This is a genomic window from Paenibacillus thermoaerophilus (assembly GCF_005938195.1).
Lineage (GTDB): Bacteria > Bacillota > Bacilli > Paenibacillales > Reconciliibacillaceae > Paenibacillus_W > Paenibacillus_W thermoaerophilus.
On the sequence record NZ_VCQZ01000002.1, the window covers coordinates 108,407 to 133,029 of the forward strand.

The 24,623-nt window shown below is 60.3% G+C and carries 27 protein-coding genes; 4 read left to right on the forward strand and 23 right to left on the reverse strand.

Going from position 1 to position 24,623, the window contains the following annotated elements:
• Positions 1–21 precede the first annotated feature (21 nt).
• Together FE781_RS02015 and FE781_RS02020 are read right to left on the reverse strand one after the other, a co-directional pair.
• The gene (locus FE781_RS02015; RefSeq protein ID WP_138787966.1) at positions 22–291 is read right to left on the reverse strand and encodes a hypothetical protein; all 270 of its coding nucleotides are present in this window, start codon (positions 289–291) and stop codon (positions 22–24) included.
• Positions 269–886 (reverse strand): CPBP family intramembrane glutamic endopeptidase, encoded by a 618-nt coding sequence (locus FE781_RS02020; RefSeq protein WP_138787967.1) that lies wholly within the window; start codon positions 884–886, stop codon positions 269–271. Before FE781_RS02020 ends, FE781_RS02015 begins: the two co-directional genes overlap by 23 nt.
• A 76-nt stretch (positions 887–962) precedes the next feature.
• Between FE781_RS02020 and FE781_RS02025 the strand changes: the two genes are divergently transcribed.
• Entirely contained in the window at positions 963–1,889 is a 927-nt protein-coding gene (locus FE781_RS02025; RefSeq protein ID WP_138787968.1) for a hypothetical protein, read from the forward strand.
• A 32-nt stretch (positions 1,890–1,921) separates the two neighbouring features.
• On the opposite strand, the gene FE781_RS02030 is transcribed toward FE781_RS02025, so the two are convergent.
• A complete protein-coding gene (locus FE781_RS02030) occupies positions 1,922–2,242 on the reverse strand; it encodes a rhodanese-like domain-containing protein (protein WP_138787969.1) in 321 nt (106 codons plus the stop codon).
• A gap of 191 nt (positions 2,243–2,433) precedes the next feature.
• A complete protein-coding gene (gene acsA, locus FE781_RS02035) occupies positions 2,434–4,158 on the reverse strand; it encodes an acetate--CoA ligase (protein WP_138787970.1) in 1,725 nt (574 codons plus the stop codon).
• A gap of 268 nt (positions 4,159–4,426) precedes the next feature.
• Here acsA and FE781_RS02040 point away from each other — a divergent pair, with 268 nt between their 5' ends.
• On the forward strand, positions 4,427–5,059 hold the full coding sequence (locus FE781_RS02040; RefSeq protein ID WP_138787971.1) for a GNAT family N-acetyltransferase: 633 nt from the start codon (positions 4,427–4,429) through the stop codon (positions 5,057–5,059).
• Positions 5,060–5,101: 42 nt separating this feature from the next.
• Positions 5,102–6,283: an acetoin utilization protein AcuC gene (locus FE781_RS02045; protein WP_138787972.1), complete on the forward strand. Its 1,182-nt coding sequence runs from the start codon at positions 5,102–5,104 to the stop codon at positions 6,281–6,283.
• A gap of 96 nt (positions 6,284–6,379) precedes the next feature.
• Here FE781_RS02045 and FE781_RS02050 read toward each other — a convergent pair whose 3' ends face one another.
• The 15 genes from FE781_RS02050 to FE781_RS02120 form a co-directional block, all read right to left on the reverse strand.
• Entirely contained in the window at positions 6,380–7,090 is a 711-nt protein-coding gene (locus FE781_RS02050; RefSeq protein WP_138787973.1) for a 5'-methylthioadenosine/adenosylhomocysteine nucleosidase, read from the reverse strand.
• 22 nt (positions 7,091–7,112) lie between these two features.
• Complete coding sequence (gene ccpA, locus FE781_RS02055; RefSeq protein WP_138787974.1) at positions 7,113–8,120, reverse strand: catabolite control protein A; 1,008 nt, start codon at positions 8,118–8,120, stop codon at positions 7,113–7,115.
• A gap of 170 nt (positions 8,121–8,290) precedes the next feature.
• Positions 8,291–8,710, reverse strand: coding sequence for a hypothetical protein (locus tag FE781_RS02060; protein WP_211346282.1), 420 nt, complete (start codon positions 8,708–8,710; stop codon positions 8,291–8,293).
• Positions 8,711–8,826: 116 nt separating this feature from the next.
• Entirely contained in the window at positions 8,827–9,270 is a 444-nt protein-coding gene (locus FE781_RS02065; protein WP_246067995.1) for a VanZ family protein, read from the reverse strand.
• Complete coding sequence (locus tag FE781_RS02070) at positions 9,267–9,791, reverse strand: type 1 glutamine amidotransferase domain-containing protein (protein WP_138787975.1); 525 nt, start codon at positions 9,789–9,791, stop codon at positions 9,267–9,269. The genes FE781_RS02065 and FE781_RS02070 overlap by 4 nt, the downstream gene beginning before the upstream one ends.
• A 10-nt stretch (positions 9,792–9,801) precedes the next feature.
• Positions 9,802–11,583, reverse strand: coding sequence for a phosphoenolpyruvate--protein phosphotransferase (gene ptsP, locus FE781_RS02075; RefSeq protein ID WP_138787976.1), 1,782 nt, complete (start codon positions 11,581–11,583; stop codon positions 9,802–9,804).
• A complete protein-coding gene (locus FE781_RS02080; protein WP_138788112.1) occupies positions 11,580–13,463 on the reverse strand; it encodes a glucose PTS transporter subunit IIA in 1,884 nt (627 codons plus the stop codon). Before FE781_RS02080 ends, ptsP begins: the two co-directional genes overlap by 4 nt.
• Before the next feature lie 138 nt (positions 13,464–13,601).
• Positions 13,602–14,201 carry a hypothetical protein gene (locus FE781_RS02085; protein ID WP_138787977.1) on the reverse strand — a complete coding sequence of 200 codons (600 nt, stop codon included), beginning with the start codon at positions 14,199–14,201 and terminating at the stop codon, positions 13,602–13,604.
• Between the two features lie 96 nt (positions 14,202–14,297).
• Positions 14,298–14,945: a thiamine phosphate synthase gene (thiE, locus tag FE781_RS02090; protein ID WP_138787978.1), complete on the reverse strand. Its 648-nt coding sequence runs from the start codon at positions 14,943–14,945 to the stop codon at positions 14,298–14,300.
• Positions 14,942–15,394 (reverse strand): CoA-binding protein, encoded by a 453-nt coding sequence (locus FE781_RS02095; RefSeq protein WP_138787979.1) that lies wholly within the window; start codon positions 15,392–15,394, stop codon positions 14,942–14,944. Before FE781_RS02095 ends, thiE begins: the two co-directional genes overlap by 4 nt.
• A 26-nt stretch (positions 15,395–15,420) precedes the next feature.
• Positions 15,421–16,302, reverse strand: coding sequence for a C39 family peptidase (locus FE781_RS02100; protein WP_138787980.1), 882 nt, complete (start codon positions 16,300–16,302; stop codon positions 15,421–15,423).
• 16 nt (positions 16,303–16,318) lie between these two features.
• The gene (aroA, locus tag FE781_RS02105) at positions 16,319–17,614 is read right to left on the reverse strand and encodes a 3-phosphoshikimate 1-carboxyvinyltransferase (RefSeq protein WP_138787981.1); all 1,296 of its coding nucleotides are present in this window, start codon (positions 17,612–17,614) and stop codon (positions 16,319–16,321) included.
• A 64-nt stretch (positions 17,615–17,678) separates the two neighbouring features.
• Positions 17,679–18,026, reverse strand: a complete 348-nt coding sequence (locus tag FE781_RS02110) for a fluoride efflux transporter FluC (RefSeq protein ID WP_246067996.1) — start codon at positions 18,024–18,026, stop codon at positions 17,679–17,681.
• Positions 18,023–18,445 (reverse strand): fluoride efflux transporter CrcB, encoded by a 423-nt coding sequence (gene crcB / locus FE781_RS02115; RefSeq protein WP_170209391.1) that lies wholly within the window; start codon positions 18,443–18,445, stop codon positions 18,023–18,025. Before crcB ends, FE781_RS02110 begins: the two co-directional genes overlap by 4 nt.
• Entirely contained in the window at positions 18,435–18,962 is a 528-nt protein-coding gene (locus FE781_RS02120; RefSeq protein WP_138787983.1) for a shikimate kinase, read from the reverse strand. The genes crcB and FE781_RS02120 overlap by 11 nt, the downstream gene beginning before the upstream one ends.
• Positions 18,963–19,215: 253 nt before the next feature.
• Here FE781_RS02120 and FE781_RS02125 point away from each other — a divergent pair, with 253 nt between their 5' ends.
• A complete protein-coding gene (locus FE781_RS02125) occupies positions 19,216–19,515 on the forward strand; it encodes a hypothetical protein (RefSeq protein ID WP_246067997.1) in 300 nt (99 codons plus the stop codon).
• Positions 19,516–19,527: 12 nt separating this feature from the next.
• Here FE781_RS02125 and gndA read toward each other — a convergent pair whose 3' ends face one another.
• From gndA to FE781_RS02145, 4 genes are read right to left on the reverse strand one after another with little or no spacing between them, the layout of a single operon-like run.
• Positions 19,528–20,937, reverse strand: coding sequence for an NADP-dependent phosphogluconate dehydrogenase (gene gndA / locus FE781_RS02130; RefSeq protein WP_138787984.1), 1,410 nt, complete (start codon positions 20,935–20,937; stop codon positions 19,528–19,530).
• Positions 20,938–20,989: 52 nt separating this feature from the next.
• Complete coding sequence (locus tag FE781_RS02135) at positions 20,990–21,757, reverse strand: SDR family oxidoreductase (protein ID WP_138787985.1); 768 nt, start codon at positions 21,755–21,757, stop codon at positions 20,990–20,992.
• Between the two features lie 8 nt (positions 21,758–21,765).
• Positions 21,766–23,340 (reverse strand): gluconokinase, encoded by a 1,575-nt coding sequence (locus tag FE781_RS02140; protein ID WP_138787986.1) that lies wholly within the window; start codon positions 23,338–23,340, stop codon positions 21,766–21,768.
• The gene (locus FE781_RS02145; protein WP_138787987.1) at positions 23,337–24,611 is read right to left on the reverse strand and encodes a nickel pincer cofactor-dependent isomerase, group 22; all 1,275 of its coding nucleotides are present in this window, start codon (positions 24,609–24,611) and stop codon (positions 23,337–23,339) included. The genes FE781_RS02140 and FE781_RS02145 overlap by 4 nt, the downstream gene beginning before the upstream one ends.
• Positions 24,612–24,623: the final 12 nt, after the last annotated feature.

Below are 24,623 nucleotides of genomic sequence, written 5' to 3' on the forward strand. Positions count from 1 at the left end.
CGCATGTCTGTCAACTAAAGCTCATACGTCCGAAAATTTGTAATACCCCCAATACATCAATCCGGCCATCAGCGCAAGCAGCAGGACGAACAGCGTATGGATAAACCATTTGGCCATCCGCTCCCGTTCGGAAGGATGCCTCACGCGCCGGGGCGGCAGGCCCTCGCCTCCGTCGGCCGAACCGGCCGCCCGCCCGCTTCCCCGCGAACGTCTGCGGCTGAGCGTCGCCTCCGGGGGAATCGAATGCGGCACATCCTTGTCAGAAGCGCTATGGAGAGTTTTGTCCGTCATCGTCATCCTCCCTTCGATAACGAATGATGCAACCCATCACGAAATCGATGGCGAAATGAGCGGCGATCGGCGCCCAGATCGTTCCGGTCCAGTCCTGGACCACACCGAGTCCGTAGCTGATGGAAAATACAAGCCCCGTCATCAGCCAATGACGCAAATACCGGACGTGGATCGCCGCGAACACGATGCTGGTCCAGTAAGGCCCGGCGAAATGCTGAACGGCTCCGCGAAACAACATCTCCTCGCAAACGGCGACAACCAACGACAGCAAGGCGATATGCCACAAAGGCAGCCTGCCGAAAATCCGCTTGTTGATTCCCCCGTCGTCGGTCACGTCCTCCGGAACGAATCTCGCTACGGCCAAGTCGACGGCCAGGACGACGCCCGCCAATCCGAGTCCCCACCCTATCCATTCCGATCCTCCGGGCCATTTCAGGATCTCAATCGGATTCCGGCGTTGAAGCAGCAGCGCGACACACGCGATCGCCAGCGTCAGGGCCTGGGTCACATACACGTTCAGCAGCAGCGTTCGATCGTCGATTTGATTGACAGTGACTCTGCGTAATTTCCATTTTCGGGGATCAAACTTTCTCATTTTTGGTAATGTCCTTTGACGAAAAATGTCGGCTACCCTATACTAGATGTACAGAGAAAAGAGAAGGGAGCAAGTTATGAACAAATCGTTAACCCGCTCGGAATACCTCATGTCTTTTCTGTTTATTTTCATGCTAATCTGCGTCGTAGCCGCTTTCTTTTTCGGTTATGACGTCGGATCCGACCGCACGAAAGTGCGATATGAAGCGAAATTGGCGCAAAACAACGAACAGCCTCAAGAACTGACGGCCTACCATCAGCAATATCTGGTCTCATTTTATCATAGTGTCTACGCGCCGTATGACGAATTCCGCAAGCAGTGGTTCAACTTCCGCGAATCGCTCGAAACCGGCGGAGCGGCAGCCGGGAATCCGGCCAAATCGCTGCAAGAATTGTCGAAAAGCGCGAACCAAATTTATGAAAAAATGATGACGTTTTCGGTGCCCCCAAGCTCTCCCGCTCTCCAGGAAGCTCAGAACCTTTACCTGAAAAGCTTGAAGCTGTTTGAGCAAGCATCGGGGGAACGCCAATCAAAATCAAACGGCTTGCAGCCGAGCGCTTTGCTTGCCGCGCTGGATTCCGATTCATACATACAACAGGCGATCCAATACGGACTGGACGCCCAATCCCAATATTTCGAAGCGATCCTGAAATGGAACGAATCCGTACAGCCGGTGCCGGGACAAGAGCTGCTGAGTTCCTCCAACCTCCCGATCTCGGACTGGGGAAAACTGAATCTGAACGCCAAAAACAAATACGTGTCCGCGATGATGTCCGAGAACAAGTGGTTTCTGCCCGTGCAAACAATGGATCTGGTCGCGCGAATGGATGAAATGATCGCGTCCGGCCAAGCGCAAAAACTCGGGCTGACCGAGACGAAACCGCTGGCCGAGCTCATCGTCCAGACCGGAGCCGTGCGGGAAGGCGACTTCGCCAAAACCAAGGAGAAGTTTTACGCGCAGCAGACGCTGCCTCAGCTTCCGTTCTTCTTCGGAAGCAATTGATCCGGTCGGCCTGCCGCGGGGACGCCGTCCGCTCAGTCGTACTGGAACCCGTCCTTGTGCCAGGAGACGGCCGCCATCCCGCCTTCGACGTTATGAACGCGGCGGTAGCCGTTCGCTTCGAGGAATTGGCACACCCTCGCGCTTCGCATGCCGTGGGCGCATACGATATACAGATCTTTGTCCTTGGGCAGCTCCGCCAGCCGTTCCGGGATCGAATTCATCGGAATCCACTCGGCGTCTTCCAAGGCGTAGTGTTCGAGCTCCTGCGCCTCCCGGACATCGATGACGAGGGCGTCGTCCAGCTCTTTGTTCGTGTAAAGGTTCGTAAAAGTTTCCGGATCGATTCGGTTCATCGGTTCCCTTCCCTTCGATGAAATGGTTCGCGCGCTGTTCCGCGTATCAAGTTTAGCCCATTTCGAAGCAACCTTCAAGCAAACGGCAAACGGCGCCGGTTCCCGCTCGCAGGAACTGACGCCGTTTTTTTGCATTCAACCGGATGCCGCCCGCCGGATCGCAGACGCCGGCATCCGGCGCACGTTTCATTTTAATCTTCGATGGTTGACAAATCGCCTGTCGGCAAGTTCAACTCCCAAGCTTTCAGGACGCGGCGCATGATTTTGCCGCTGCGGGTTTTCGGCAGCTTATCCCGGAATTCGATCTCGCGGGGCGCCGCGTGCGCGGACAGCCCTTCCTTGACGAACTTGGCGATGTCGGCTTTCAGCTCGTCGCTTGGCGAATATCCGTCGCGCAGCGCGATAAACGCTTTGATGATCTCGCCGCGGACCGGGTCCGGCTTGCCGATCACGCCCGCTTCGGCAACGGCGGGGTGCTCCACCAGCTTGCTTTCGACTTCGAACGGGCCGACCCGCTCGCCCGACGTGTTGATGACGTCGTCGACGCGCCCCTGGAACCAGAAATACCCGTCTTCGTCGATATAAGCGGAGTCTCCGGATACGTACCAGCCCTTCAAGCGGAAGTATTCTTCGTACTTGGCCGGATTGTTCCACACCTTGCGCATCATCGACGGCCAAGGCGTCTTGATCGCAAGGTTGCCCATCCGGTACGGAGGCAGAACGTTGCCGTGATCGTCCACGATCGCCGCTTCCACGCCCGGGATCGGCTTGCCCATCGAGCCTGGCTTGATCGGCATCGAAGGATAATTGCAGATCATATGGGCTCCCGTCTCCGTCATCCACCACGTATCGTGAATGCGCTGGCCGTATACCTTCATTCCCCAGCGCACGACCTCCGGATTAAGCGGCTCCCCGACGCTGAGGATATGCCGCAGCGAGGACAGGTCGAACTGCTTGACAACTTCGTCGCCCGCGCCCATCAGCATCCGGAACGCCGTAGGCGCGCTGTACCAGACGGTCACTTTGTATTTTTCGATCGTCTTGTACCAATCCTGCGGGCTGAACCGTCCGCCCCGGACGACCATCGTGGCGCCGTTCAGCCAAGGAGCAAACACGCCGTAAGACGTGCCCGTTACCCAGCCCGGGTCGGCCGTGCACCAATAGACGTCGTCCTCCTTGAGATCGAGCACGATATGGCCCGTATACGCATGCTGAATCATCGCGTTGTGCACGTGATAAATGCCTTTCGGCTTACCGGTCGAGCCGGACGTATAGTGAAGAAGCATGCCGTCTTCGCGGTCGACCCATTCGATGTCGAGCTCGTCGGACGCGGCCTCCATCTCGGCGCGCCAGTCGATCTGGCCGTCGGACAGCTTCAGATCGTCCCCGACCACGAATATATGCTTGAGATCCGGCAGTTCTGAGACAGGAACCCGGGGCAACAGCGCAGAGGTCGTCACAATGGCGATCGCCGAGCTGTCCAACAGCCGGTCGCGTACCGCCGTCTCCATAAACGCTTCGAACAGCGGACCGACGATGGCGCCGATCTTGATCGCGCCAAGCAGGGAGAAGTACAGCTCCGGCGTGCGCGGCATAAAGATAAACACGCGGTCTCCTTTGCCTACGCCCGCTTTGCGCAACACGTTGCCGAACCGGTTGGACATCTTTTGCATTTGCTTGAACGTGTAAGACTCTTCGCGCTTGTCGTCGCTATACAGAAGCGCGATTTTGTCGGCGCGCCCGCCAAGCGCATGGCGGTCGATCGCTTCGTAAGCCGCATTCACTTTGCCGCTATTGTACCAGGAGAATTGCTTCTCCACTTGGCTCCAATCGAAGTTGGCGCGAGCTTCCTCATAAGAACGAAGGTTTGGGGATGATGCGGTTGCAGCCAGTACTTCTCCACTCAAATGCGACATGTCATGTCCTCCTGTCTCCCAACAGAAAAATTAAACCGCTTACATTTCGGCTTTTTTATTATAGCACAATTGACACAAAATCGACATTCCTTTTCTCGAAGTTCGGAATAATCTTCCTCTCCCCCTCCCTTCCCGTCCGGGGCCGGAAGCGAATCGCGGGTTCGGCGCGGGTACGCCTGCGTGTCCCGCCATGACGAGACGGCCTCTTTTTGCTATAATAAGGAATGCCATAAGTGCCGCATATATTCGTTTCGGGAGGTCTGGGGCGATGGAACACCGAAAAATATACCATGAAGAAACGGCTTCATTCGGCGATCGGATCATCGTGATCGAAGGCCCCGTTACGCCGGAGCGGCTGTCCGGATACCGGATGGACCCTACTCTGGACGCGTTCCGCAGACCAAGCGAGCAGCATGAGGCATTGATCGAGATCGCCGGTCTGCCGGAGGGACGGATCGTCCTGGCCAGAGACGGGGATGTGATCGTCGGCTACGTTACGTTCCATTATCCCGACGAACTGGAACGATGGCACGAAAGCGGCATGCCCGATCTCATCGAACTGGGCGCGATTGAGGTGGCCGACGCCTATCGCGGAATCGGCCTCAGCAAACGCCTTCTTCGCTTGGCCTTCGCCGGAGGCCAGTTGGACAATATGATCGTCTACACCACCGAATACTATTGGCATTGGGATTTGCAGGGAACCGGAATGAACGTCTGGCAGTACCGGGAGATGATGGAGCATTTGATGAAAAACGTCGGGATGGTCTGGTTCGCGACCGACGATCCCGAGATTTGCTCGCATCCTGCCAACTGCCTGATGGTGCGCGTAGGACCGGAAGTGCCGCAGTCGTCGGTCGAAGCTTTCGATCGGGTGCGCTTCAGGCAGCGGTATATGTATTGATTCAGACGCACTCGCAGGAGTGACGAAACGGGGAACCACGACATGTCTGTTCAACGCGATTGCGCTTTCCTGTATGACGAACGGGAGCTGACTTACCGATTTCATGACGATCACCCGTTTAATCAGCAGCGCATCCGGCTGACGGTTGATTTGCTGCAAGAGGCAGGCGCCCTGCATCCAAACGAATACGTCGGAAGCGCTTCCGCGACGCGCGAGGAGCTGCTGCTCAATCATACGGCGGAATATATCGAAGTGGTCGAGATGCTCAGCATCGATCCCGGCAATCCCGCCCTCTCGGATACGGCCGACCGCTACGGATTGGGCGAAGGCGATACGCCCTGCTTCGAAGGCATGCACGAAGCGACCTCGCTGGTCGTGGGAGCGACGCTGAAGGCGGCCGAGCTGGTGATGTCGGGGCAAGTCCGCCACGCGCTTCATCTGGGCGGAGGACTTCACCACGCTTTCCCGAATCGGGGAGGCGGCTTCTGCGTGTACAACGACGCGGCCGTCGCAATTGCCGCGATCCGGCGCCGCTACGGGGCCCGCGTGCTGTATGTGGACACGGACGTGCATCACGGCGACGGCGTGCAGTTCAGCTTTTTCGGCGATCCGAACGTCTGCACGCTGTCGATACACGAGACCGGCAAATTTTTGTTTCCGGGCACGGGTTTTGCCCACGAACGCGGCGACGGGGCAGCCTTCGGCACGGCGGTGAACATCCCGCTCGAACCGTATACGGAAGACGATTCCTGGATGGCTTGCTTTGAGACGTCGATCAACCGCGTCATTCAATCGTTCAAGCCCGATGTGATCGTCAGCCAGCACGGCTGCGACGCCCACGCGTACGACCCGCTCGCCCATATGAACTGCAGCATGAACATCTACCGCGAGATGCCGAGACTGATTCACCGGCTGGCGCACGAATATTGCGAAGGGCGATGGATCGCGCTGGGAGGAGGCGGCTACGACATCTGGCGCGTCGTTCCGCGGGCGTGGGGACTGCTGTGGCTGGAAATGAGCGGTCATCCTCTCGCGTCCCGCATCGACAGCGATGCCGGCCTCGCGCTGCCGCCCACTTGGATTCGGAAGTGGCAGCCTTTATCGGCGGAGCCGCTGCCCCCGTGCTGGCTGGACCGGCCGGGCGACATCGAAGTGATGCCCCGGCGGGCGGCTATCGAAGAAGCGAACCGACGGTCGCTTGAGATTGCGCTGCAATATTTGTGAAGCGGCGGCGCCATCCGGCGGCAAAAACAAAACGGCGTTCCTCCCATCGGCCCGGAGGACGCCGTTTTTCGTGCAATTTATGTTGCCGAACAAGGTTCAGGACGCATTCATCAGCCGAATCATTTCCCGAACCATCTCGTACGAATGCTTGGCTGCAAGCGGCGTGAACTCGGCGAAATTCACATGAGCCGAGCCGTCCGCCTTGTCGGACATCGAACGGATGACCACGTACGGCACGCCGTTCAGGTGGCACACCTGCGCGACGGCGGCTCCCTCCATCTCCGTGCAGACGCCGCCGAGCTGTTCGTACAGCGACCGGACCGTCTCCCGGCTCGCCACGAACTGATCTCCCGACAGCACGCGGCCGCTCATCGGCGTCTTGCCGTACAGGCGTTCTCCCGCCTGCTTGGCCAACCGTACGAGCGCATCGTCCGCCGGAAATACGGAGACGTCCGCGTACGGGATGACGCCTCTCGCGAAACCAAGCGGCGTAACATCCATGTCGTGCTGCATGCATTCCGTGGACACGACGAGATCGCCGATCTCCAGCTCCGGATGAAGCGCGCCCGCAACGCCGGTGAACAGCACCGCCCCCACGCCGTAGCGATCGATCAGAACCTGCGTGCACACCGCCGCGTTTACTTTGCCGACGCCGGATTTGCAGACCACGACATCGCGGCCGAACAGCTTGCCCGCATAATAATCGGTCCCCGCCTTCGTCTCCCGCGACATGCCCTCGAGGTCAAGCAGGAACAGCTCCATCTCTTCCTGCATGGCGCCGATGATTCCAATAATCCCGCTTGTCATGAACCGGTTTCTCCTTCTGTCTCTAAGCTTTGGCTGCGACCGATTTGCGGCGGATCAGCTCGTGCGGCAGGACGACGCGCGTCATATCGACCGTTTCCTTGTTCATCAGCTTTGTCAACAGGCGCATCGACACCGCGCCGATATCGTACATCGGCTGGGCGACGGTCGTCAGTTGCGGACGCACCATCGACGCCATTCGAATATTGTCGACGCTGATGATCGAGATGTCGTCCGGCACCCGCAGACCTTGGTCCTGAATCGCATGAATCGCCCCGATCGCCATCTCGTCGGTCGCAGAGAAGATCGCCGTCGGGCGGTTCGGCAGCTCCAGGAAGTAACGCATGACTTCCATGCCGGATTCGTAACGGTAATTGCCGATTCGGACATACTCCTCGCGCAGCGGAATGCCGGCCTGCTCCAGCGCCTTCTTGTAGCCGGCATATCGGGAATAGCCGTTCGACAGATCCTGAAGCGTGCCGCTGATCATGCCGATCTCGCGGTGGCCGTTGTCGATCAGCATTTTAACCGCGTCGTACGCCGCCTTCTCGTGGTCGATGTCGACCGAAGGCATCGTCTGCTTCTCGTCGGTCGTGCCGCAGAGCACGATCGGCACGGTAGCCGATTGGAACGCCTGCAGATGCTCGTCCGTTACGGTTCCGCCCATGAACAGCAGGCCGTCCACCTGTTTCTCCAACAAGGTGTTGACGACGCGGATTTCCTTCTCCTTGCGCTTGTCCGCATTGCAAAGAATGATGTTGTAATGGTACATGTTGGCGATATCTTCGATTCCCCGCGCGACCTCCGAAAAGATCGAGTTGGAGATATCGGGGATGACGACTCCGACGGTCGTCGTCTTCTTGCTCGCAAGCCCGCGAGCGACGGCATTCGGACGGTATCCGAGCCTCTCGATCGCTTCGAAAACCTTCTTGCGCGTCTGCGGTTTTACGTTGGGATTGTTGTTGACCACGCGCGAGACGGTAGCCATCGATACCCCGGCTTCCCGCGCCACATCGTAGATTGTTACGGTCACGTCAAATCGACTCCATCGTTTCAAGTTTCGTTCCGGATCAGATACTTGTATGATACGATAAATCGACGCAATTAGCAATGAAAGCCATGAAAACTGTCAGATCCACCGCGTATTTCAGAGCAAAACTCCCTCGCCGCGTCGGCAGGGGAGTTTCAAGCCCGGTCTGCGTATTACGATAAACCGTATGTACGGGAGTCGTGTTTGGCAATCTGAGCGAGCCTTGTGCGAATCTCCCGCAGCCAATCGGCATCCCCAAGCGATTGAGCCAACAGCAGCAAATCGAGCAACTGATTGACCCGCTCCTCCACCAGTTCCTCCACGGAATGGCTGCGGTTATTTTTGTCGAGCACGAGCTGCATCAAATGGGCAAGCTCATGCACGTCCTCAAATCGGATCTGATGCTTGAATTCCGGTTGTCCCAGCTTATGGATCAAACCGGTCAATTCGTCCTTGACCCCCGGTACGACCTCCGTCCGTTGACAAGCCTCGCACGTGAAGATCGGCACGTTCTCGATCTCCACCTTGCTCTGATAGATGACAGTGCGCAGCTTGACCGTCATCGTATGGCCGCATGGACATTGTTTCAGCAACCTCTATCACTCCCACCCTTGCTCCGGCTCCGTCGTTCTCTCCCTTACCCAATTCGACTTCGGAAAGCCAAAATCCTTCCGACACGGATCGGCATTTTTTGGAGAGAACGAGGCGGTTACCGGCGGGCGCCGGGAATCAACCGGCGCACGAGGAAAGAGAACAGAGCAGATATTCCGGGCAGCCGGACGAACAGCATGGCGAGCGCGGCTCCGATCATGTCGTTGCGCAGGTCGGCCAAATCCGGCGAGCGTCCGGGTACGAATCGCTGGTGATACTCGTCCGTCAGCCCGTACAGGCCGCACAGCAGCACGACGGCAGCCTGCGTCCGCCAACTCGGGCGGCTCTCGCCGAACGCCCACAAAAAAGCAAGGGCCAACCCGAAATACGAGACGAAATGCCCCCAGTCGAACGACATCATCGACGGCACCCACCGTTGAAACCAGGGCAGCAGCGAATTCAGATCGTCGCCCGTCTGATGCGAGAAGTAGAAGATCGCCGCCATCACCAGCGCCGCGGGGCATGCGCGGATCGCGAAGGCGGCGAGTCCCGGACGCGTCAACGTTCCGCCAGCACCCGGATGAACTCGCGCATCAACGCCGGCAAGTCCGGCGGCCGCCGGCCCGATACGATATGGCGGTCGACGACAACTTCCTCGTTCACCCAAATCGCCCCGGCGTTCTCCAGATCGTCCTTGATGCCCGGCGTCGACGTCATGGTGAAGCCTTCGCAAATTTTGGCCGATACGAGCACCCAGCCCGCATGGCAAATATGGCCGATCGGCTTGGCCGCTTCATGGAATTCCCGCGTCAGCCGCAGCACGTCGGGATAACGGCGAAGCTTGTCCGGCGCCCAGCCGCCCGGCACGTAGAGGCCGTCGTACGCGGCGGAAGACAGTCCGACGAAGGACATGTCGCTGACAAGCGGCACGCCGTATTTGCCGGTATATGTGCGCCCGCCTTCGAGACCGGCGATATCGACCTCCGCTCCCGCTTCCCGCAGGCGAAGCACGGGGTACCACATTTCAAGATCTTCGAATTCGTCGTCCGTAAACGCAAGGATGCGCTTGCCTTTCAGTTCCATGATTCGCTCATCACCCTTCTACAGATTTGATCGAGACGTGCGCCGGCGTCTCGTCGCTCCGGCCGGCCGCCTGGCGCGCCGCCGCCCAATCCTGCAGCCGCTTGCGGATGTCGGCGGAGCTTCCTTCCGCCAGCAGCGACGCCACCAGCTCCGGCGCGCCTTCGGCGGTTAACTCCCGCAGGCGGTGCTTGACGTTCAGCAAAGAATGCGTCGACATGCTGATCGCCGATACGCCGAGGCCCAGCCACAAAGGCAGCGCCAGCGGATCGCCGGCCAACTCGCCGCAGACGCTGACCGGGATGCCCGCGGCCTTCGCGCCGTCCATCGTCAGCTTCAACAGCCGCAGCACCGCCGGATGGTACGGATCGTACAAATGGGCGATCTGGTCGTTCATCCGGTCGACCGCCAGCACGTATTGGACGAGATCGTTGGTGCCGATGCTGAAAAAATCGACTTCCTTCGCGAACAAATCGGCCATCATCGCCGCCGCCGGAAGCTCGATCATCATGCCGACCGGCACGTCCATCGGGTGGGAGACGCCCGCCTGCGCCAGCTCCCGCTTCGCTTCATCCAGCAGCCTGTTCGCGCTGCGGACGTCTTCGAGCGAGGCGATCATCGGATACAGAATCCGGATGTTGCCGCGCTCATTCGCCCGCAAGATCGCCCGAAGCTGCGTTTTGAACAAATCCGTCCGCTCCAGCATAATCCGGATCGCTCGGTAGCCGAGCGACGGATTCTCCTCCTCCGGCAGCGGGAAATAATCCAACTGTTTGTCTCCGCCGATGTCCAGCGTGCGGATGACCAGCGGCCGGTCGCCCAACAGGGCGGCCGCCCGCCTATACACCTCGTATTGCTCGTCCTCGGTCGGGAAGTTGGGACGGTCCATGTACAAAAATTCCGAGCGGAGAAGGCCGACGCTTGAAGCGCCGTACCTGAGCGCCTGTTCGAGCTCCTTCAGCGAGCTGATGTTGGCGTCGATCCGCAGCGGTATGCCGTCCGCCGTTTCCGCGGGCATCTGGGCGACGGAAGCGAGCCGCTCGGACAGCGCGCCTTCCGCTTTTTGGCGCTCCCGGTATTCGTTCAGTTCGGCTTCCGAAGGATGGACGATAACGATGCCTTTGCGTCCGTCCAGAATCATCGGGTCGCCGGTCGCCAGCGTACCCGGCAGCTTGCTCTCCAGGCCCAGCACGTACGGAATATTCAACGCCCGGGCCATGATGGCCACGTGCGACGTCGTGCCGCCGAGAACCGTGACGATGCCCAGCATGTTCGTCGGTTCCAGACGGGAAAACTGCGAAGGCGTCAGCTCCTTGGCCACCAGAATGTAAGGCTGATCCTTCGGGGGCAGCGTCTCCTCCTCCGAGCCCAGCAGCGCCTTCAGCAGGCGGTTGCCGACATCCTTGACGTCCAGCGCCCGCTCTTTCATGTAGTCGTCGTCCAGCAAATCGAACATGCCGACGAACTTGTCGACCGCGATCTTCACAGCCGCCTCCGCCGTATGAGGCCCCCGCTGAATCAGACTGTGGATTTCGTTCAGAAAAATCGGGTCCTCCAAAATCGCGATATGCGCGTCGAAAATGGTCGATTCCTGCGAACCGAGCACCTCGGTCATGTCTTGTTTGATTTTTTCGAGCTCTTCCTTGGACGTTCGGATGCCTTCGGACAACCGTTCCATCTCGTATGCTAGATCCGCGACGTCCAGCGGCCCGTCCGGAAGCTCCCACTCCCACGTCGGCAGGACAAACGCCTTGCCGATCGCGATGCCGGGTGAAGCGCCAATACCTTGTATCATGTCGTCTCTCCTTCCTGGCGGCTGGCCTCTTTTAGCACGACCGACATGACGGAAGCTTGTCCCTTTTTAACGGCCTTGAACGGGGCGTAACTCCAGGACTTGACCTTGTCGGAATTGGTGATGACCATAGGCGTCGCCATCGACTTCGCCAGCTTGCGCAGTTTCGCCAGATCGAACCGGACAAGCGGCTGACCGGGCGCCACCTCCTGCCCTTCCTCGACCAGCACGTGAAAGTGGCTGCCGTTCAGCTTGGAGGTATCGATGCCGATGTGAATCAGCACTTCGAGCCCTTCGGCCGTCCTGAGCCCCACGGCATGTTTAGCCGGATGCACGTGAACGACGCGACCCGGCACGGGAGCGACGACCTCGCCCCTCTCCGGCATAAAGGCGACTCCGCCGCCGACCATCCGTCCGGCGAATATCGGGTCGGGCACATCGTCCAGAGGCATCATGACGCCTTGCACCGGGGAATGGAAATGAACCTGCAGCGCGTCCTTGTGCATCACCTTGACGATCTCTTCGCGGATCAGCTCCGAGAATGTGCCGAATACGACCTGCACGTTGCCGCCGCCGAGTTTGATAATGCCCGCGGCTCCGAGATGCTTCAGCGCATTGGTGTCCATCAGCTTGTCGTTTTTCAGCGTCAGCCTGAGCCGCGTAATGCAGGCCTCCATCTTCAGCAGGTTCGACTTGCCCCCGAGCGCCTGCAGAATAAGAGGAGCCCGATACGGAATGTCCCCCGCCCACTCTTCAAGCTGCGAGCCCTCCTCCCGTCCGGGGGTGGGCAGTTGGAACCGGCGAATCGCCCAACGGAACAGAAAGTAATAAACCGCCGCATAACCGAACCCGATCGGGATCAGCAGCCACGGATGGCCCGAGGCGAGATGCAGGTTGATGACGAAATCGATCGCGCCGGCGGAGAACGAGAAGCCGTGATGGATGTCGAGGGCGTAGACGATCCACATCGACAAGCCCGACAACAAAGCATGAACGAGATACAAGTAAGGCGCCGCGAACATAAACGCGAACTCGATCGGCTCCGTTACCCCCGTCAAAAACGAAGTCAAGGCGGCCGTCAAAAAAGTCGCGCGGATCTTCGGCTTGAGATCCTCGCGCGCCTCCTGGATGATGGCTAGCGCGATCGCCGGCAACGCAAACATCATGATCGGATACAAGCCGGCCATGTAGATGCCCGCCGTTTCGTCACCGGCGAAGAAACGGGGGAGATCGCCGAGCACGACCCGGCCGTCGATCGTATGGTACGTGCCGGCCTGAAACCAGACAAAGTTGTTCAAAATGTGATGAAGTCCGGTCGGCACCAGCAGCCGGTAAAAAACGCCGTACAAAAAGGCGCCGAAGCCGCCGAGGCCGATCAGCCATTCTCCCGCCCGATACAGGGCGAGCTGAAGATCCCGTCCGATCCAGACCATCAGGTACGACACCAGGATGGCCGTAAGCGCCATCACCAGCAGAACAAACCGGGGTCCGCCAAAAAACTGTATGTATTCCGGCAATTTGATATTGCGAAACCTGTGGTAGGACAACGCGCTTAACGACCCGATCAGGATGCCTTCGGATACGCCCAGATCGAAGCTGATCCCCAGGTAATGGCGGGTGATCTGCGTATAGATCAGAAAGCCGAGCAGCGCGGCAAGCCCGGCCATGCCGGCGTTATCCGTCAACCCCAGGGCGATGCCCACGGCGAATATCATCGGCAAATAAACGAATATGGTATTGCTCGCCAGCCACAACGCGCCGCCAAACCGCTCCACTCCGAACATTTCCCATGACCAGAAGCCGAGCCACAGCAAGATGGCCGCTACCGGTATCATAATCGTCGGGAGCATTAACGCCCGGCCGAATTGCTGCAGCGTTCCCATCCAGTTCCAATGCAAACGGGAAGCCCCCTTTCCTGTACAAATCGTACCGCTTGGCCCCTGGTTTGTCAAAGAAAAACAAAGCTGCCCCGTGTTAGCCGGGACAGCTTGCGGTTGACGGACGTTCCGCGATCCGCGGAATTAAAACGTGCGGTACGATTGGGCCTGCTGACTCGAACCGAAGCCGGCATAAGATTGAACCGGCGAATGCGAATCGCTTCGCAGATAGCTGTCGTGTCCTTGTTGGTTGCCCCGGTAGTTGGCAAGATGGAAGGATTGCGGACTTTGCCACGATGGTTGCTGTTGTTGCTGCTGTTGGGCGAATCCGCCGGCGTAGGAAGCGATTTGCGGCTGCTGTTGTTGCCGATAGCTCGAAGCCGCATATGTCTGAGACGACGGGGATTGCCAGTCGTTTTGCAGATAGCTGTCATGGCCTTGCTGGTTGCCGCGATAGTTGGCCAGATGGTACGATTGGCCGTATGGTTGGCTGGATTGCCCGTATTGACCGGCGCGGGATTGAGCCGAATACGATTGGCCGTAGGCGGATTGAGCTTGACCGTAGCTCGATTGAACTTGGCTGTAGCTCGATTGGGCCTGCCCGTAGCCCGATTGGGCTTGACGATACGAAGACGACGAGGACGGATTGTAGTACGATTGCACGTACCCCGTCGGCTGAAACTTGGAAGCGTTCGATTGGAAAGACTGGTTTCCCGCAAAAGAACTTTGGTACTGCTGATGCATCGGAAGAAGCCTCCCTGAGTCAAGGTCTCCGTTCGGCATTCGTTGTCGTCGTCGCCGCAGGAGCCTTTATTAGTGTGGCTGGACGGCCTCCGATTATCAATGGTGATATCCGGCTGCGGCGGCGCGTATTTCCGCCGCCGCGGCTTGCGGATCGGCGGCTGCGGCAATGGCAGACACGACGGCCACGCCGTCAGCTCCCGCCCGCAGGACGGGTCCGGCGTTCGAGGCGTCGATGCCGCCGATGCCGACGACCGGCAGGTCCGATTGGCGCCTGAGCTCGGCGATAAGGCCCGTCCCGATCGGAGCCCCGGCGTCCCCTTTGGTGGCGGTCGCGTACACCGGCCCGATTCCGAGATAATCGGGCTTCATGGACAACGCGATCTCCAATTCCTGCGGATTGCCGGCGGACATGCCGATCACCGCGTGCTCGCCCAGCAGCCGCCTCGCTTCCGGGACGGGAATATCGTCCTGGCCGAGATGCACCCCGTCGGCTTCCAATAGAAGCGCTAGATCTACCCGGTCATTCACGAGGAAAGGCACGCCGAACTCGCGGCAAACGGCCCTCAGCTCCCGTCCGATTGCGAGCTGCTGCGGAACCGGCAGCTCCTTCTCGCGGAATTGGAAGCATGTCACCCCCCCGAGAATAGCGGAACGCAGCACCTGAGCGGCGCTGCGTTCGCCTCGGGGACGCGCTCCCATCACCAGATAGACTTGCAGGCTCGAACGCGTCCATTTTCGGCTCATGACGGCGAACCTCCTTGATTCCGGCCATGAGGCAGCAGGATGGAATCCTCCACTTTGATGCATCTGTCCATAATGACGCGCATCCCCGCGCGCGCGGCGATCTCGGCGGCTTCTTCGTTGGCGATGCCGAGCTGCAGCCATAACGTTTTGGCCCCGATTGCGGCGGCTTCCTCCGCGATCGGAGGCGTATGCTCCGGTCTGCGGAACACGTTGACGATATCGACGGGCTCCGGAATGTCCTTTAGGGATGCGTATACTTTTTCGCCCAGAATCGTCTGTCCCGCCGCCGTCGGATTTACCGGAATGATCCGGTAGCCCTTCGCCTGCATCGCGGCGGCCACTTGATGGGACGTTTTTTCCGGGTCGGCGGACAAGCCGACCACCGCAATATTTTCTGCGTGCTGCAATATCGATTGGATCGTCTCGCGGTCAGGGTTTTCAAATGGCATCAGGATTCCTCCGATCTAAAACGGAATTAGGCTTGCTTGTAGGAGATCGCTTGCTTGCCCATCGCTTCCCACGTCTCCACGAAACGGGATTTGGCGACTTTAACATCCTTTCCGCCGGTCCAGGGATCGTTCACGTACACGTGCTCTTCGTCGTATCCCGTCAGCAGCACCGCATGCTCGATAAAGGTGGCGCGGACCGGACCGTTCGGCGATTCCCACGTCACCCACTTGTCCGGCACGCGGAAATTGATCGTCGTCCAGGCGACGACCGGCGAGCCGAGCGCCAGCATCTTCTCCACCTCGTCGAACTCGCTTCCCGTCAGATCCACCGCCTGATCCGTGTATGAGGAAAGCACCCGGAACAGAGGACCGTGGTAAACGCCGTAGCCTCTGCCCTTGCCCGTCACGTCGCCGACAAACCCCGTGTTCGGGTCGCCCCAGGATACGATGCGTCCGCCGGACATTTTCATCGGAGTCGGATCGAACGGCAGCTCTTTGACCAGTTCCATTTTGCCCTTGTCGACGCCCAAATATTGAAGCAGCATCGTCAGGCTGACGATCTCGCAGCCGGAGGGCAGCTCCGGGTGCTGCCGGATGGCCGGCGCGTCCAGACGGGCGGACGCCGGCTTCGTCCACGGCGCCGGCGCGGGTTCGGCCGAAGGCTCCGGCGACGGGGAAACCGCCGCCGCCGTAAGTCCGGACCGGTCGTCGCCGGGCCGCAGCACCGCGGCCGCCGCTTCGGCCAGAGGCATGTACTGTCCGGTCACTTTGCCGTACAGGATCAGGCCGAACGTGCCGCTGGCGAAGGATAAACCGATGACGAGGAATATGGCGGCGCATATTTTGAGCGATTGCAGCAGCGGGTTTCGCCTGGAACGGTTCGAACCCGTCGGCTTCCGCGTATTCATCGTTCAACCTCCGAGATTAATCGTCCGCCCAATCGACTTGAGCCCCGAGCGACCGCAGGTGATCGAAATATTGCGGGTAGGACTTGGCGACGTGATGGGCGTCGCGAATCGTTAATCCCTTGTGGGAGCGCAAACCGACGACCGTCAGGGCCATAATGACGCGATGGTCGAAGTGCGCGTCGATCTCGACGCCGCCTTCGACGCCTTCCGGACGGCCGTGCACGATGATCTCGCTCTGGCGTTCCTCGACGTCCGCACCCGCCTTGCGCAGCTCGTTCAGGAAGTCGGTGATGCGGTCGCATTCCTTGTAGCGGAGATTCTCCACGTTATAGAAACGGGACGTGCCTTCGGCGAATACGGCGGCCGCCACCATGGCAAGAACCGCGTCCGTAAATTGATCGCCGTCGAACTCGACGGCCTTCAGCTTGCCGTTGCCCTTCACATGGACGTCTCCGTTCGCGTGCGTGAGCGGCACGTTCATGGCCCGCAGCACGTCGACGACGGCCCGCTCGCCCTGGCGGCTGAACTCCGACAACCGGTGTACGACGACGTCGGATTCGGTCACCGCAGCGGCGGCCAAAATCGCGGCCGATCCCGGATAGTCACCCTGCACGACATATTCCTGCGGACGGTAGCGTTGGCGTCCCGGCACGCGATAATGCATCAGATCGTCGCTGGCCTCGATGCGGATTCCCGCCTGCTCCAGCACTTCAAGCGTCTGGCCCACGATGATTTTCGACTTCAGGTCGTGCAGCACCGTGATCTCGCTGTCCTCGTCGAGCAGAGGCGTCATGAACAGCAGCGAGCTGAGGTACTGCGAGCTGACGCTGCCCGACACTTCGATGCGGCCGCCTTTCGGCGAGCCTCCGTAAATCGTGATCGGCAGCTTGCCGTCGTTGTGCGTCACGCGCACGTTCATCTGCTGAAGCGCATCGATCAGGTCCTGATGCGGACGCTTGCCGAGCGACTGGGGATATTTATTGACGAACGTCACCTCCGGGCAAAACGCCGCGACGGACATCAGAAACCGCAGGACGGCCCCCGCGTTGCCCACATCCAGTTCTTTGACCGGCTTGGGATGGCGTCCGAAGCCGACGATCGTCATCGTCTCGCCTTCTTCGCGAAGCTCCGCCCCGAGGTCGCGGATGCACCGTCTCATCGCGTCGCTGTCTTCGCTGCGGGCGGGAAACCTCACGGTGCTTTCGCCTTCGGCCAAGGCCGCCGCCAGCATGTAGCGGGTCGTGTAGTTTTTGCTGGATAACGCTTGAATCTCGCCTTTGAGAGAAGAAGTGGGACGTACAATTGCTTTCATCGACAGTTGTATCTCCTTTTCGCCACATCATATCCGCGCCGTTGCGCGCCCCATCCGTCCGCGGTCAGGACAGCCATAAGCCCGCAGCCGTGGCCGCCAGGCCCAATCCGTAGCTGAGGGCCCCATAGACGACGGCTCGCCGTTTGTCTTGCCGGCCGAGCCGCAGCAGCTCCCAACTAAGCGTCGAAAACGTCGTCAACGCGCCGCAGAAACCGGAGGAAGCCAGCAGAGTCAGCGCGGCGCCGGCATCCGACAGACATCCGATCAGGAAGCTGCCCGCGACATTTACTGACAGTGTACCATAAGGAATCGCCCTTGGGTATGGCCGATTCGCAAATTCCGACACGGCGGCCCGCACCACCGCTCCGGCGAATCCGCCCGCCGCCACAAGCAGAATATCCATCGCGTTCATGCTCCGTCCCTCCGGCGCGGCCGTCCGGCCCACTTCTCTCCCGCTGCCACGCACGCGAGTCCCGCAGCCGCGCTGACGGCCGCATACAGCACAGCGGTTGCCGCATGTCCCGACCGCCACAAGGCGAGCGTCTCGTAGCTAAGGGCGGAAAAAGTCGTGAACGACCCGATGAATCCGGCCGTGATCGCCGACCGGTATACGGGCTTCAGGCGGACGCCCGTCGCGAAGCGGGCGTTCAAATAGCCGAGCAGCAAACAACCCGCCAGATTGACGGCGAACGTGCCGGCCGGGAACGCGCCGCCTGGTTCCGGATTAAGCAGCAGCCCTAGCCGCCACCGGCACAACGCCCCCGCGACGCCGGCGAGCCCGATCAAACCGTACTTGGCCGCCCATGCCGGACTGCCGCCCTTATTCGGCATGGATACCGCCCGGCCGTCTCGCCGCATAAGCCTCCGCGATGACTCGCGCCGCTTCCTCCGGCGTCATGCCGCCCGTATCGATGGACAGATGCGCGAAGTCGTAGGCGCCGGCCCTCTCGGCGAGCAGCTTGTCTACCCGCGCCTCCAGGTCGCCCGCAAGCAGCGGCCGGTTGGCGTCGCCGCGCACCCGCTCGATAATGACGTCCCGCTCCGCGAGCAGCGCGACGACAAACCCTCCGCCGAGCATAGCCTCGCGGTTGCGCTCGGACAGCACGGCCCCGCCGCCGGTTGCGACGACCTGCCTGCATCCGGCCATCAGCTCGCCGATAACTTCGCGCTCCAGCTCGCGGAATCCGCTTTCGCCGCTGGCGGCGAATATCGACGGAATATCGACTCCCGCCTTCTCCACGATCCGCGCATCCGAATCGACGAAGGACCAGCCGAGACGTTCGGCCAGCGCTCGGCCGACCGTCGATTTGCCCGTCCCCATAAATCCGACCAACACGATATTATTCATATCGTCCTTTCACCCTTGTCTCGTCCGTTTGCGGGGTGTCCCCGATTCTTCCAAATCATATCACAGCGCGCAGGAAGACCGCTATCCGGCGCCGATTATCGCGAATATTTTTCAGACTTCCCAGTAATGATAGATATACAAGGATAACGGTTTCCCCTCCGGAGGCCCTGGCGCGCTTGGCGAAAATTCAGCCGGTCGAGTCCGCGATTCTTGTGCGCGATTCTTGTATGCGAACCCGAAGGAGTGACGAATCTTGCTTCCTGCATCCCATATGGACCCGAATCGCCGGAGAATCGAACGACTGCTCGATCCCTCCGGTTCTCTCACCCGGGAGGACGTCGTCTGGCTGCTCGATTACGTGCGACAAAAAATGGCCGAGGGCTTGCCGCATTTGCAGCAACTCCCTCAGCCTCGTTTGCTTGCGCATTTTCAAGCGTATGCCGATATCGCGCTGTGGCTTGTGCACCGGAGGTCGTTCCACGATCAGGACGCCGCCCGGCTCAAGCGGCTGCTGCACGATGCGGCTTTCGGCTTGCTTCCCGGCCGCGGTTGACGGCGGTCCGGATCAGTTGATCCACTGGAAGTGGAACGTGCCTTCCTTGTCGACGCGCTGGAACGTATGCGCGCCGAAGTAGTCGCGCTGCGCCTGCAGCAGGTTGGCCGGCAGCCGTTCGGTGCGGTAGCTGTCGTAGTACGCCAGCGCCGACGAGAAGCCCGGCACCGGAATGCCGCGGGATACCGCCGTGGCGACCACTTGACGCCATGCGTCCTGGTATTGCGCGATCACCCCGCCGAAATATTCGTCCATCAGCAGGTTGCGCAGATCCGGATTGCGGTCGTACGCATCCTTGATGTTTTGCAGGAAGCGGGCCCGGATGATGCAGCCGCCCCGGAAGATCATCGCGATGTTGCCGTAGTTCAGGTTCCAGCCGTAATGCTCCGAAGCGGCGCGCATTTGCGCGAAGCCTTGGGCGTAGGAGCAAATTTTGCTCGCGTACAGGGCGCGGCGGACCGCTTCGATAAACGCTTTGCGGTCGCCGTCGAACGGCTGGGACTGAGGCCCTTTCAGCACGCGGCTCGCGGCCACGCGCTCTTCCTTCATCGCCGACAGGAAGCGGGAGAAGACGCTCTCCGTAATCATCGTCAGCGGCACGCCGAGATCCAGCGCGCTTTGGCTTGTCCATTTTCCGGTGCCTTTTTGGCCGGCTTTGTCGAGGATGACGTCGACCATCGGCTTGCCGGTTTCCGGATCGTATTTCGTGAAGATGTCGGCCGTAATCTCGATCAGGTAGCTGTCGAGCTCGCCCCGGTTCCACTCGGCGAAAATCTCGTGCAGTTCCGGAGCCTCGGCTCCCAGCACGTCCTTCAGCAACTGGTAAGCTTCGCAGATGAGCTGCATGTCGCCGTACTCGATGCCGTTATGCACCATTTTGACATAGTGCCCCGCTCCGTCCGGTCCGATATACGTGCAGCAAGGATCGCCGTTGACTTTGGCGGAGATGGCCGTCAGAATCGGCTCGACGAGACGGTAGGCGTCCTCCTGGCCGCCCGGCATGATGGCCGGACCTTTCAGCGCGCCCTCTTCGCCGCCCGAGACGCCCGCGCCGATGAAACGGATGCCCTTCGCTTCAAGCGCTTTGTTGCGGCGCTGCGTGTCCGGGAAATAAGCGTTGCCGCCGTCGATCAGGATATCCCCTTCCTCGAGCAGAGGCACGAGCTGATCGATCGTTTCGTCCGTCGGGGCGCCCGCCATGACCATGATCAAGATTTTGCGCGGTTTTTCCAGCGACGCTACGAATTCTTCCAGCGTATAGGTCGGGAACAGATTTTTGCCCGGGTTTTCCGCGATCATCTCGTCGGTGCGGTTGCGCGAACGGTTATACACGGATACGCTGTACCCGCGGCTTTCGATGTTCAGCGCCAGGTTTTTGCCCATGACGGCCAGACCGATGACGCCAATTTGCTGCTTGGACATGCTTCCATCTCCATCCTTTTCTGTCTGGTAATAAGGGATGCCTTGCGCCGGTTCAGATGGTCATCGCGCCAAATCCGCCGTCCACGCGGATCAGAGCGCCGGTCACGAAGCCGGAAGCCCGCTCGGACGCCAGGAACACCGCTGCGCCCTGCAATTCGCTCGCTTCGCCGAAGCGGTTCATCGGCGTATGCTTCATGATCGACTCGACCCGCTCCGGAGACAAAATCTTGCGGTTTTGCTCCGCCGGGAAAAAGCCGGGAATGATGGCGTTGACGCGCACGCGCGCCGGAGCGAATTCGCGGGCGAGGAACTTGGTGACGCTGTTGACTCCGGCCTTGGAGGCGCTGTACGTGAACACCTTCGACAACGGCGGGTCCGAGGATACCGAAGAGATGTTGATAATGCTGCCGCCGTTGCCCGATTCCACCATATGTTTGCCGAAAATCTGGCAGGCTAGTACGACGCCTTTGAGATTCACTTCCATGATGGAATCCCATTCCTCCATCGTCAGCTCGAAGAACGGCGTCGAACTGTTTTTGCCCGGGCAGTTCATCAGCACGTCGACGCGGCCGGTCCATTCGAGAACTTCCGCCAGAACGCGGCGCAGATCGGCTTCGCTGGTCGTATCGGCTTTAAACGCCTTCGCTTTGCCCCCGACCGCTTCGATCTGCTTGACCACCGCTTCGCTCTTCTCTTCGTTTCGTCCCACGACGGCCACGTCGGCGCCGTGTCCGCCCAAGCCGACCGCCATGGAACCCCCCAGCGTGCTGTTGCCTCCGATGATGACAGCCGTTTTGCCGGTCAGATCAAACAAGTTCATGTTCGGTTTCATCCTTTCGTCACGTTCCCGAATTGCGTGTTGTTCTGATACGCGGCGATGGCATCGAATGAGTCCTTCAATTGATGGTACACGTTCATGTAGATCGCCGTCAACTGTTTATATCTCGCATGCGCCGCAGAATCGGGCTCGTGGCGGCTGCCCGCCTTGACCCATTCGTGCACGCCGTCGAAGTTTTTCGTCTGTCCCATCGCGAGCAAAGCCAATTGGGCGGCGCCCAGGCCCGAGCTTTCGATCGCGTCCGGCACCGTAACGCTGGTGCCGAGCACGTCGGACAGCATCTGCCGCCAGAAGGTCGATCTCGCGAATCCGCCGGACGCCCGCACCTCGCGGGTCGGGCCGCTAAGCTGCTCAAGCGGCGCGACGATCGACTGGATGCGGTACATGACCCCTTCCAGCACGGCCCGGATCATATGCTTCTTCTCGTGCGCCAGCGTCAGGCCGAAGAACGTCCCGCGCGCGTTGGCGTTCCAGTATGGCGCGCGTTCGCCCATCAGGAACGGCAGGAACAGCAAGCCGTCCGAACCGGGGGCCACCGAACGCGCGATCTCCGTCAGATGGTCGTAAGGATCGACGCCGAGGCGTCTCGCTTCCGCCGATTCCAGCGTCGCGAGCTGGTCCCTCACCCACCGGAACATGACGCCGCCGTTGTTGATCGGTCCGCCGACCACCCAATAGCCGGGGGCCAGCGCATAGCAGAACAGCCGGCCCTCCGGGTCGGTCAACGGCTTGTTGACGACGCCGCGCACGGCGCCGCTCGTACCGATCGTCACCGCCACGACGCCGGGCTCCATCGCCCCGGCGCCCAGATTGGCCAGGACGCCGTCGGACGCCCCGACGACGGTCGGCGTGGACGGGCTCAGCCCCATCTCCGCCGCGTAGCGCGGATTCAAGCCTTCAAGAACATACGTCGTCGGAACCGGCTCCGGCAGCTTCTCCCGGCCGACTCCGGAGACGGCCAGCGCTTCCTCGTCCCAGTCGAGCTTCTCCAGATTGAACATCCCGGTTGCGCTCGCCAGCGAATGGTCGATGACGAACCGGCCGTACAGATGCGCGAGCACGTATTCCTTGATGCCCAAAAATTTATAAGTATTCCGGTAAAGCTCCGGCTCGCGGTCGGTCAGCCACATCAGCTTCAGCAGCGGCGACATCGGATGAATCGGCGTTCCCGTGCGCCTGTATAGGGCCAACGCGTCTGCCTTCTCCCGCAGAACCGGAAGATAAGGCGCGCTCCGGTTGTCCGCCCAGGTGATGCAGGGCGTCAGCGGGCGCAGCCCGTCGGCGCTTACGGCGATCAGACTGTGCATCGCGGAGCTGAAGGACATGCACAGCACGTCCTCGGGCCGAAGGCCCGCCTTGTCCGTCACGGCCCGCACGCCCGCGACGACCGCCCGGAATATTTCGTCCGGGTCCTGCTCCGCCCGGTCCGGCATCGGGGTATGCAGCGGGTATTCGATGGAATGCGACGCGAGAATGCGACCTTCCCGCGTCACCGCCATCGTTTTGGTGCTCGTGGTGCCGAGGTCGACCGTCACGACCACGCTTTGCGGTTGAATCTGAGTCATTTCGGCAAATACCCCTCTTCGTCAAACGTCCATTCGTATGGTTCCGTCAATATTTCGATATCCGGATGGTTGCGCGCTTCTTCGAGCATATTGACGGAGATCTCGATCTCGCCCAGGTGCAGCGTATCCCGGATGCGCACGAGACGGCATTTGGTGTAATCGAGGATGTTGCACGTCTTGATGGCCGCCTGGATCGCAAGCTTGTCGTTCTCGAAATACGTGGAGATTTTCGTCGGTGCGCATACGGTCGACGTCAAGCCGTTCATAAACGTGCCGGCGTGATCCATCTTGTCCAGCAGGCGCTTCGTCGTGAAGTCGGCCGTGCCGACGCCGTTCGCGTTGCCTTTGGATTCCTTCGTCACGTCAAGCACGACGATCTTGGAGACGTCCGGTCCGCCGCTCGCATACGGCGTCGGATAACGGCCCGTGATGTTCGGGTCCATGCCGTCGCCGCTGATGTTTTTGCCGATATAATCGACGACAAGCACGTCGATCTGGTCGAACAGGATTTTCGGAAGGCGCGCTTTCGCCTCGATTAGCAGCTCCGGCTCCCGCTCCTCCATCTCTTCGGCGGGAATAACCTCGATGCGGCACGTCTCGTCGTACGCGTTCTCGACGACGGCCACGCCGAACAGGATCGGCAGCTTCTCGATCATGACCCGCGCCATTTTCGGCACGTTTTCCGCCATATACTTGAACCCGAGCTGATGCGTCGCCTCCGCGCCCTTCTGCTTGCCGAGGCCGATCGCAATCATCTTCATCAGGCCGCTCTCGATGCGCCCTCGGAAGGCCGTATGCGGCTTGACGCGGTTGATGACGACGATGGCGTCGGCTTCCGAAGCGTATTTGTCCACGTAGACGGGCAGCCCGTTCTCAAGCTCTCCGATCTTGACGACCTCCATCGAGGACAGGATGGGCGCGCCCATCGCTTCTTCCGTAATGCCGAGATGATGCAGCACTTCGGCTTGCCCTTCCGCCGTCGCGCCGCCGTGGCTGCCCATGGACGGCACGATAAACGGCACGCCTCCCGCCGACTTGATCGCGTCGATGGTGACCCGGGTGAACGCCGCGATGTTCGCCACGCCGCGGCTGCCCACTCCGACCGCCACCCGGTCGCCGGGCTTGATGCGCTTCAGCACGTCGGACTGCGCGAACTTCGCCTCCAATTCCGCCGCCGGGTTTTCGATCTTTGTTCCGTCAAACCGCTGGCGGATGCGCACCATTTTCGGGATCGGGATATCCTTCAGCACTTGCCGGATGACTTCGCTCATGGTGTGGACCTC